The following is a 9,091-nucleotide window of genomic DNA, read 5'->3' as shown; positions in this document are numbered from 1 at the left end:
AAAAGCCGAAGGTCGCGATTGTCGCCGTCATGCGAAAACTCATCGTTCTCGCAAATACACTCCTCTCAGAAAACCGGATCTGGTGTCCAAACCATCCTTGACACAAAACACAGATGCTCAAGGGGGGAGACGGGAACAAGGGACACCGTCCAAACATCTCCGTTGAGGTCATCCCGGACGAAGCGTCGGCGGAGATCCGGGACCGGAGAGCCACGGTCTTTGTCAGAGCAAACCAATAGAAATCGATAGGCCTCTGCCTCCCCGGCCCCGGGTCGCGCTCGCGCTTGCCCGGGGTGACGATGGAGAGGTTGGATTTTTGGCTGAAATCAAAAAGCCCGCCGCCAGATGGCGACGGGCTTTATTTTCTCGTGCCGGCTTTGGGCCGGAACAGTCAGCAGATCAGGCGCTTGCCTTGTTGGCGGCCCGTTCCGCGCGCTTGCGCTCGTGCGGGTCGAGCATGGACTTGCGCAGGCGGATGGAGGACGGAGTGACTTCGACCAGTTCATCGTCGGCGATATAGGACAGCGCGGCTTCCAGCGTCAGGCGGATCGGCGTCGTCAGCTTGACCGCATCGTCCTTGCCCGCAGACCGAATGTTCGTGAGCTGCTTGCCTTTGAGGACATTGACCTCGAGATCGTTGCCACGGGTATGTTCGCCGATGATCATGCCCGGATAAACCTTGGTGCCCGGATCGATCATCATCGGGCCGCGGTCCTCCAGGTTGAAGAGCGCATAGGCCACGGCTTCGCCGGTGCCGTTGGACAGGAGCACGCCGGTGTGCCGGCCCTGGATCGGACCCTTGTAGGGCTCGTAGCCGTGGAACAGGCGGTTGAAGATCGCCGAACCGCGCGTGTCCGACATGAGTTCGGACTGGTAGCCGATCAGACCGCGGGTCGGTGCATTGAAGACGAGACGCGTGCGTCCGCCGCCCGACGGCTTCTTTTCCAGAAGATCGGCCTTGCGCTCCTGAAGCTTCTGGACGACCGCCCCGGAATATTCCTCATCCACGTCGATGATGACTTCCTCGATCGGCTCCAGCCGGTTGCCGGCAGAATCGAACTGATAGACGACGCGCGGACGGCCGACGCCGAGTTCGAAGCCTTCGCGGCGCATGTTTTCGATCAGGATCGCCAGCAGCAACTCACCACGGCCGGAAACGACGAAGGCGTCCGGCTCGTCGGTGTCTTCCACCTTGAGCGCCACGTTGCCTTCCGCTTCCTTCATCAGCCGTTCGCGGATCACGCGCGACTGCACCTTGGAGCCTTCGGTACCGGCAAGCGGGCTGTCATTCACGCGGAAGGTCATGGACAGCGTCGGCGGATCGATCGGCTGCGCCTGCAGCGGTTCGGTCACTTCCGGTGCGCACAGGGTGTCGGCGACGGTGGCCTTGGTCATGCCGGCAATTGCGACGATGTCGCCCGCTTCGCCCTTTTCGATCGCCTGGCGTTCCAGACCGCGGAACGCCAGAATTTTCGAGACGCGGCCGTTTTCCAGCACCTTGCCGTCGCGGGACAGCGCCTTCAGCGGCATGTTCGGAACGGCGGTGCCGGAGACGATCCGGCCGGTCAGGATCCGGCCCAGGAACGGATCGGATTCAATCGTGGTCGCCAGCATCCGGAACGCGCCCGGCTCCGAAGCCGGCGGCGCGACCTTGTCGAGCACCATGTCGAACAGCGGATCCATGTTGTCCTTCGGGCCTTCCGGCTCGGTGGCCATCCATTCCTGCTTGGCGGAACCGTAGAGAACCGGGAAGTCGAGCTGTTCCTCGTTCGCGTCCAGGGACGCGAACAGATCGAACACCTCATCGAGGACTTCGTCGGCGCGCTGTTCCGGCTTGTCGATCTTGTTGATGGCGACGATCGGCTTCAACCCGAGCTTCAGCGCCTTGCCGAGCACGAATTTCGTCTGCGGCATCGGGCCTTCGGCGGCGTCGACCAGAAGGATGACACCGTCGACCATGTGCAGGATACGCTCCACCTCGCCGCCGAAATCGGCGTGGCCCGGGGTATCCACGATGTTGATGCGGGTGTCTTTCCAGACCAGGGACGTGACCTTGGCCAGGATGGTGATGCCGCGTTCACGCTCGATGTCGTTGGAGTCCATCATGCGCTCTTCGGTCCGCTGGTTGTCGCGGAAAGCGCCGGACTGCTTCAACAGCACGTCGATCAGGGTGGTCTTGCCATGGTCGACGTGTGCGATGATGGCGATATTGCGCAAGTTCATATAAGGCTCCAAAAGACACAGCGGGCCCCGATGGACCCGCATGTCATGTCTTGGCTATTCAGTTTTCGCTGTATGGCCTGAGTGGCTGAAATTTGCGCCCTATATAGTGCGAACCGGCGGGTTGTGCAATGCAGTAACGCCGCAGTTCACTTGACAAGCCCGAACCCAGGGCGCATATCCATAAGGCTTCCTTACTATAGGTGTCATTATGAACCTCACCGCCCCTGACGGCGGCGCCAGTTTGATGATTGTCGATATTGCCAGACTTCTTCGCCGTCGCTTCGAGGCGGCGCTGACGGAAATCGACACCGGACTGACTGTCGCCGAAGCGCGAACGCTCGCCTTCATCTGGCGCAACCCGGGCCAGCGCCAGGCTTCATTGGCGGAGCGCATGTTCGTCGAACCCATGACGCTGGTCGGCTATCTGGACTCGCTGGAAAAGGCCGGACTGGTCCAGCGTACCATCGACCCGACGGACCGGCGCGCCAAGCTGATCACGCTGACGGACGCAGCCGACCCGATCCTTGCCAAGATCGAAAAAGCCATCGATCAGGTTCACGATGATGCCCTCACCGGAGTGCCCAGGAGCCGCCGGGATGAGCTCGAGGCATTGCTTGAAACGATGAGAATAAACCTCCTCAATTCCGAAGCGGGTAGCTGAATGACAGTTGCTGCAGAACCGGCGATGAGTACGCGCCGGACGACGATCCTTGGCGCCGCCCTCGTGGCGATCGGCCCGATTACCATGTCCCTCTACACGCCGGCGATGCCTCAGCTGGCCGTGGACTTCGGCACGTCGGACGCCCTGATCAAGCTGACCCTGACCACCTATTTCGCGGGCTTCGCGCTGACCCAGCTTGTCTGCGGCCCGCTGTCCGACGCCTTCGGCCGCAAACCCGTGGCCATTGCCTTTCTGGTGCTTTATCTGGCCTCCACGGTGCTGGCCACGCTGGCCCCGGATGTGACCTGGATGCTGATTGCCCGCGCCCTCCAGGGTGTCGGCGCCGCCGTCGGGGTTGCCGTGTCCCGCGCGATCGTCCGCGATCAGTACACCGGGCAGCATTCGGCGCGGATCATGAACACCATCGGAACCATGCTCGCGCTCGGGCCGGCGATTTCACCGACAATCGGCGGCATCATCCTGGAGGTCTTCGGCTGGCGGGAAATCTTCATCTGCATGCTCCTTTACGGCGCTGCCCTGATGGCGGCCGTCATCGCCTTTCAGCCGGAAACCAATGCCTTCAAGAACGTGACGAACATTCATCCCGAGCGGCTGGCGATCAACTACATGACCCTGTTGAGCGACCGGAAATTCATGGCTCCGAGCCTGCTGCTCGGCCTGTGCCTCGGCAACATCTACGCAATGGCGACGGTCCTGCCCTTCGTCCTGATCCATGACGTCGGCCTGACCCCGGCGCAGTTCGGCGTCGGCATGATGATGCAGTCCCTGTCCTTCATATCGGGCACGCTCGTTACCGGCCGTCTCCTCAAATATTTCGACGCCGAAAAGCTGGTCCCGCTCGGCATCGTAGGCATGCTCGCAGCCTCGGCCCTCATGGCGATCCTGCTGCGGCTTTACGAACCGTCCTACCTGATCGTCATGGGGCCGGTCGGCTTCTTCGCCTTCTCGCTCGCCTTTATCCTGCCGGCGAACTTTACCTCGGCCATGCGCGACTTCCCCCATATTGCAGGCGCCTCTTCGTCCATGATGGGGTTCATGCAGTTCGGCGGCGGGATCCTCGGCAGTCTGCTGATCGCCTCCATGGGTGATCCGCTCTTCGGCATGTCGACCATCATCCCCGTCATGCCGCTCGTGGGCGTGATCCTCTATTTCCTGCTTGGAATGAAGACAAAGGACGCCCGCGCCGCGGCTGAATGACCGGCGGGCGACCCGGACAATAAAAAACCGGCGAGGCATTGCGGCCCCGCCGGTCTTTCGTTGCGGTTATTCGTGCCTGATCAGCCGCGGCGAACCGGATCCAGCGTGATCTTGTGCAGCTCGGCGTCCTCCCGGTCCATCAGGCGAACCGTGAGCTGTTCCGTGGCGCCGTCGATATCGACGAGGCCGAAGAACTGCAGTCCCAGGGACGGCGGCAGGTTCACGCCCTGCTCCTTCGTCGGCGCCTTCACGTATTTGACTTCCGGACCGAAGGTCATGTCGAGGTCATTCGGACCGAAGGTGCCGGCATGGATCGGACCGGAGACGAATTCCCAGAACGGCTTGAAGTCCTGGAACTGCGCCTTGTCCGGATTGTAGTAATGGGCCGCCGTGTAATGCACGTCGGCGGTCAGCCAGACCACGTTGTCGATATCCGCCGACTTGATGAAGCGCAGCAGGTCGGCGAACTCAAGCTCGCGGCCTTTCGGTGCGCCGTGGTCGCCGTTGGCAACGGCTTCTGCGCCTGCCTGTTCCTTCCAGTTGTCCCAGACGATCAGGCCGATCGGCATGTCGCAGGCGATCACCTTCCAGGTGGCGCGGGAACTGGCGAGTTCCCGCTTCAGCCAGGCAAGCTGCTGCGCGCCGAGGATGCGCGACGCGTCGGTCATTTCCGTTTCCATCGACGGACCGTTCGGACCGCGGTAGGAGCGCAAATCCAGGAAGAACACGTCGAGCAACGGACCGTAGGCGATCTTGCGATAGATGCGGCCCGGTTCGGCAGGCGTATAACGGATCGGCGCCAGCTCGTGAAAGGCGCGCGCCGAACGGGCGGCAAGCAGGGCGACGTTCTTCTCGGTGTACCGGTCGTCTCCGCTCAGGTCCTTCGACGGCGACCAGTTGTTCATCACTTCGTGGTCGTCCCACTGGAAGAAGGTCGGGACCTCGGCGTTGAACGCCAGCAGGTTCTCGTCCATCAGGTTGTACTTCCACTGGCCGCGGAATTCGGCGAGCGTCTCGGCAACCTTCGACTTTTCTTCCGTGACGATGTTCTTCCACACCGATCCGTCCTTCAGCTCGACGCTTTCCCTGATCGGGCCGTCGGCATAGATCGTGTCGCCGGAATGGATGAAGAAATCCGGAGTGTGCTTGGCCATGGTGGTATAGGTCTTCATGCCGCCGTGGGCCTTGTCGATGCCCCAGCCCTGACCGGCGGTGTCACCGGACCAGGCGAACCTGACCGAGCGGCGCGATCCGGGGGCTGTGCGGAAACGACCGGTCATCGGCTCGGAAACCGCGTTGACGTCGTTGAGATCGGCAAAGGCCACCCGGTAGAAGATCTCCTGGTCGGACGGCAGGCTTTCCAGCAGGCGCTTGGCGGCAAAGTCGGTTTCCGGCAGGGCGTTGATCGGCGCAAGGCGCGTCGGCGCCTCGAACGTGCCGGTCGTGTCGAATTCAACGAGCATTTTCGCCGGACGGTCGGCGCGCGCCCAGATCATGCCGGAACCAGCATCGACATCCCCCGACTGAAGGCCATGGGTGATGACCGGACGGGAAGACGCGCGCGACAGCCCCGGCATGGCAAGGCCGGAGGAAAAGGCGAGGCCGGTGGCGACCGACGATTTGAGGAAAGCACGGCGTGAAACTTGAGAAGACATGTCTGGCTCCAAAGCTGGGGGAGGGCCCATCGCCGCTCCCGTGGCACGCCGCCTGTTTGGCGCAGGAATTTAACACGGAAATCAAGGTCCTGTGACGGCCCGTGCAAATTTTCATGACAGCAAGCCCGTCCTGCCCTTGACCCCCACCTCTCAAGACGTCACACACGCCGGAAGACAAACAGGATGAGCCCCAAATGCCCAGATGTTCCGGCTATAAGCTGCCGACCGCGAGCGAACGCGCCCAGGTGATGGGTATCCTGAATGTGACGCCCGATTCCTTTTCCGACGGCGGTCTGCATTTTGCTGAAGAACGCGCCATTGCACATGCCAGGGCCATGAAGGCGGAAGGCGCCGACATTCTGGACATCGGCGGCGAAAGCACCCGGCCGGGCTCCGCGCCGGTTTCCCTGGAAGACGAATGGTCCCGCATTGCCTCCATCCTGGAACAGGTCGTGGAATTCGGTCTGCCCGTTTCCATCGACACCTACAAGGCGGAGATCGCCCGGCGCGCCTGTGCGGCCGGTGCGCTGATCATCAACGATGTTTGGGGCCTGCAGAAGGATCCGGCCATGCCCGACGCGGCGGCGGAGACCGGCGCCCATGTCATCATGATGCACAACCGGGCGGAAGCGGACGCTTCCATCGACATCATGGACGACATCGACCGCTGGTTCGAACGTTCCATGGCGCTGGCCGACAAGGCCGGCATTCCGAGAGACAAGCAGATCCTCGACCCCGGCTTCGGTTTCGGCAAGACGTTAGACCAGAACTACGTCATCCTGAACCGCCTGGACCGGTTGAAGAAGCACGGCCTGCCGATTCTTGCCGGCGCGTCCCGCAAACGCATGATCGGCGCGGTTCTGGACGTACCGACCGAAGACCGGCTTTACGGATCCCTTGCGGTTCACCTGATCGCCGTGCAAAAAGGCGCATCGATCGTCCGCGCCCATGATGTCCGCCCCCATGCGGATGCGGTTCGGATTCTCCAGGCAACGCTGAGCGAATCGGCAAACCGGAATTAGATAGAATATGACGACCCAGACACCGACCCGCGTTGCCCTCGGACTCGGCTCCAATATGGGAAATTCCCGCGAAAACCTCGATCTGGCGGTCAGATATCTGGATGCGACGCCGGGCATCACCGTCGTTGCCCGCTCGTCCGTTTACCGGACCCCGCCCTGGGGACCGATTCCCCAGGACGACTACTCCAACATGTGCATCACCATCGACACCGTTCTGAAGCCGCGCGCGCTTCTGGAGCGCGGCCTTGCCATCGAAGCCAGGATGGGCCGTGTCCGCGATCAGCGCTGGGGTCCGCGCCTGATCGATATCGACATCCTGATCTTCGGCGACGAAAAGATCGACAGGGACGGGCTGATCATCCCTCATCCGCGCATGAGCGAGCGCGCCTTCGTCCTGATCCCGCTTGCGGAAATCTGGCCGGATGCACCGCTCGGCGACGGCCGCACCGTTGCCGAGGCGCTGGAGACCTGTCCGGACCAGGACGGCGTGGTCAAGCTGGACGCCTAGGTCGCGGACAACCCCATGAAGCTGTCCATGTGAAAGCGTGCCTGTTCCGGCGACTGGCGGAAATCGGCGCCGTAGGGACAGGCATGCCGGGCAAGACAGCCGGAAAAACACGCCTCGCCCTGTCCGCCCGCCAGATGATCCCGGCACCGCGGTACGTCATAGCCCTCAGATCCCGAAATCGCATCGACCGGACAGGCGGCAAGGCAAGGCTTGTCGGTGCAGGCCGGGCACGGTCCTTCGGACGTCTGTTCCGTAATCTGTCCAGGGTCTTCGGCCAACAGAAAGGCCGCGCGGAACCCGGCCCAGGGTCCATAAGTTTCATGCGCCAGAACGCCGAGCGGGCTCGGCGAAAACCCGCCCGCCTTCATCGCCCATTGCTGAAACGGATGGTAGGGCGGCCCGTCAAACGGGAAAACGACCGACAGCCCGAGGTCCCGTGCAACAGCAGAAAGAACCCGCCGGGTGAAGCGGTCGAGCGGGTCGGGCGCGCCATCCTTGAATTCAGGTGATTCGGCAAATTGAGGCCAGATCCCCGGTCCGGTGCTGCCGATGAGGAACAGCGCGCGCGCGGAAAGCCCCGGAGCGACCGCCGGCACGGCATCGCCCGGCGCCGGCGAAAAGCCGCCGAGCACAAGGAAACCGTCCCGGCGGCAACGCTCGGCCATGTCGACAGGCAGGGTATGATCTTTGTTCCGATTGCGCATTTCCGGCCGAATCCCGCTTTTCAGGTCATCTGGTTTCACAGCGGATGAAAATCCTCACGGCGCACCCGGCAGGAAATTCTCCAGTCCGACCCTGACGAATTTGTGTCCTAAATGCCACGGTTTCCGGACAAGAACCCCACAGAAAGAAAAAACCCCGGCAATCAGGGAACTTCCATATTGCTTCCGGGCGACCATCTGTGCTGATTAACTTAATGAAATTCGAAAAGACCACCCGGGCTAAGGTCGTCATGAAAAATCTTGTACGCGGCATGCTCTTTGGAGCACTGATCATCACCGGCTCAAGCACGGTGGCAACCGCTGCAGATCTGACCGGAAACACTTCCGGACTGACGAATGAAGTCAGGGGCGGCGTTCTCTATCACGACCTGATGGGCCGCGAGAGCGGCGTCGACATCAACGCGGAAATCCTGCTTCGCTGGGCCGCCGTCGATTTCACCATTCCCGGTCTCGGCACCAACGGCATGCTGCGTCCGCATTTCGGCGGCAACCTGAACCTCTCCGGCGACACCAGCATGGTCTATGCGGGCTACACGCTGACCCTGGACCTGACCGACTGGATGTTCATCGAAGGCAGCTTCGGCGGCATGGCCCACAACGGCAACACCGAAAAGACCACGCCGAACACGCTGGCCCTCGGCTGCAACGTGATGTTCCGTGAATCCGCGTCTCTCGGCTTCCGGATCAACGAGCGGGTCAACGTCTCCGCGATCATCGAGCACTCCTCGAACAACGGCTACTGCTCGGCCAACAACGGCCTGACCAACGCCGGCGTCCGCCTCGGCTACGCGTTCTAGGCTTTTAAGGCATATCAGAAAAAATCTGGCTTCTCCCCAGTCAACCCGGCCAAGCGACACAGCGAGCCGGAGAGGCAGAAGCTTTGACGGGTCCGGATCTCCGCTACCGCATCGTGCGGGACCCTTTTGGATAAGGAACGGTCGTACCGCTTGCTCGGTGACATCTCCCCCTTGCATGTTGTGTTTGGGTCAAATCGATGAAGATTTGGCTGATCCCCGGAGGTTGGCCGACCTCCGGGGATCGGATGGCCGGGACCGTAATCCCCATGGCCAAGAACCGTCCTT

The 9,091-nt window shown here is 62.0% G+C and carries 8 protein-coding genes and 1 pseudogene; 6 read left to right on the top strand and 3 right to left on the bottom strand.

Annotated features, from left to right (window positions below):
- Nucleotides 1-101 (top strand): annotated as a pseudogene (locus tag HK439_RS27050) (IS110 family transposase); the annotation flags it as partial.
- 298 nt (nucleotides 102-399) lie between these two features.
- Here HK439_RS27050 and typA read toward each other — a convergent pair.
- Complete coding sequence (typA, locus tag HK439_RS25830; RefSeq protein ID WP_190294379.1) at nucleotides 400-2,223, bottom strand: translational GTPase TypA; 1,824 nt, start codon at nucleotides 2,221-2,223, stop codon at nucleotides 400-402.
- 208 nt (nucleotides 2,224-2,431) lie between these two features.
- On the opposite strand from typA, the gene HK439_RS25825 reads away from it, so the two are divergent.
- Together HK439_RS25825 and HK439_RS25820 are read left to right on the top strand one after the other, a co-directional pair.
- Nucleotides 2,432-2,884: a MarR family winged helix-turn-helix transcriptional regulator gene (locus HK439_RS25825; RefSeq protein ID WP_190294378.1), complete on the top strand. Its 453-nt coding sequence runs from the start codon at nucleotides 2,432-2,434 to the stop codon at nucleotides 2,882-2,884.
- Entirely contained in the window at nucleotides 2,885-4,102 is a 1,218-nt protein-coding gene (locus HK439_RS25820) for a multidrug effflux MFS transporter (protein ID WP_190294377.1), read from the top strand.
- Between the two features lie 80 nt (nucleotides 4,103-4,182).
- On the opposite strand, the gene HK439_RS25815 is transcribed toward HK439_RS25820, so the two are convergent.
- On the bottom strand, nucleotides 4,183-5,757 hold the full coding sequence (locus HK439_RS25815; RefSeq protein WP_190294376.1) for an alkaline phosphatase D family protein: 1,575 nt from the start codon (nucleotides 5,755-5,757) through the stop codon (nucleotides 4,183-4,185).
- Between the two features lie 194 nt (nucleotides 5,758-5,951).
- Between HK439_RS25815 and folP the strand changes: the two genes are divergently transcribed.
- Nucleotides 5,952-6,779 (top strand): dihydropteroate synthase, encoded by an 828-nt coding sequence (folP, locus tag HK439_RS25810; RefSeq protein ID WP_209012081.1) that lies wholly within the window; start codon nucleotides 5,952-5,954, stop codon nucleotides 6,777-6,779.
- A 7-nt stretch (nucleotides 6,780-6,786) separates the two neighbouring features.
- On the top strand, nucleotides 6,787-7,287 hold the full coding sequence (gene folK, locus HK439_RS25805; RefSeq protein ID WP_190294375.1) for a 2-amino-4-hydroxy-6-hydroxymethyldihydropteridine diphosphokinase: 501 nt from the start codon (nucleotides 6,787-6,789) through the stop codon (nucleotides 7,285-7,287).
- Here the strand turns inward: folK and HK439_RS25800 are convergent.
- The gene (locus tag HK439_RS25800) at nucleotides 7,284-7,991 is read right to left on the bottom strand and encodes a ferredoxin (protein ID WP_209012080.1); all 708 of its coding nucleotides are present in this window, start codon (nucleotides 7,989-7,991) and stop codon (nucleotides 7,284-7,286) included. The genes folK and HK439_RS25800 overlap by 4 nt on opposite strands.
- 248 nt (nucleotides 7,992-8,239) lie before the next feature.
- On the opposite strand from HK439_RS25800, the gene HK439_RS25795 reads away from it, so the two are divergent.
- Nucleotides 8,240-8,806, top strand: coding sequence for an acyloxyacyl hydrolase (locus HK439_RS25795; RefSeq protein WP_190294374.1), 567 nt, complete (start codon nucleotides 8,240-8,242; stop codon nucleotides 8,804-8,806).
- Nucleotides 8,807-9,091 lie beyond the last annotated feature (285 nt).

Source organism: Roseibium aggregatum (genome assembly GCF_014692675.1).
GTDB lineage: Bacteria > Pseudomonadota > Alphaproteobacteria > Rhizobiales > Stappiaceae > Roseibium > Roseibium aggregatum_C.
The sequence above is the reverse complement of the archived record's forward strand: the minus strand, read 5'-3'. Positions and strand labels throughout refer to the sequence as shown.

Excerpts from the sequence above, each read along its gene's own strand:
- folP (WP_209012081.1), top strand. The coding sequence starts at position 5,952 with ATGCCCAGATGTTCCGGCTATAAGCTGCCGACCGCGAGCGAACGCGCC.
- HK439_RS25795 (WP_190294374.1), top strand. The coding sequence starts at position 8,240 with ATGAAAAATCTTGTACGCGGCATGCTCTTTGGAGCACTGATCATCACC.
- HK439_RS25800 (WP_209012080.1), bottom strand. The coding sequence starts at position 7,991 with ATGCGCAATCGGAACAAAGATCATACCCTGCCTGTCGACATGGCCGAG.
- HK439_RS25820 (WP_190294377.1), top strand. The coding sequence starts at position 2,885 with ATGACAGTTGCTGCAGAACCGGCGATGAGTACGCGCCGGACGACGATC.
- folK (WP_190294375.1), top strand. The coding sequence starts at position 6,787 with ATGACGACCCAGACACCGACCCGCGTTGCCCTCGGACTCGGCTCCAAT.
- HK439_RS25825 (WP_190294378.1), top strand. The coding sequence starts at position 2,432 with ATGAACCTCACCGCCCCTGACGGCGGCGCCAGTTTGATGATTGTCGAT.
- typA (WP_190294379.1), bottom strand. The coding sequence starts at position 2,223 with ATGAACTTGCGCAATATCGCCATCATCGCACACGTCGACCATGGCAAG.
- HK439_RS25815 (WP_190294376.1), bottom strand. The coding sequence starts at position 5,757 with ATGTCTTCTCAAGTTTCACGCCGTGCTTTCCTCAAATCGTCGGTCGCC.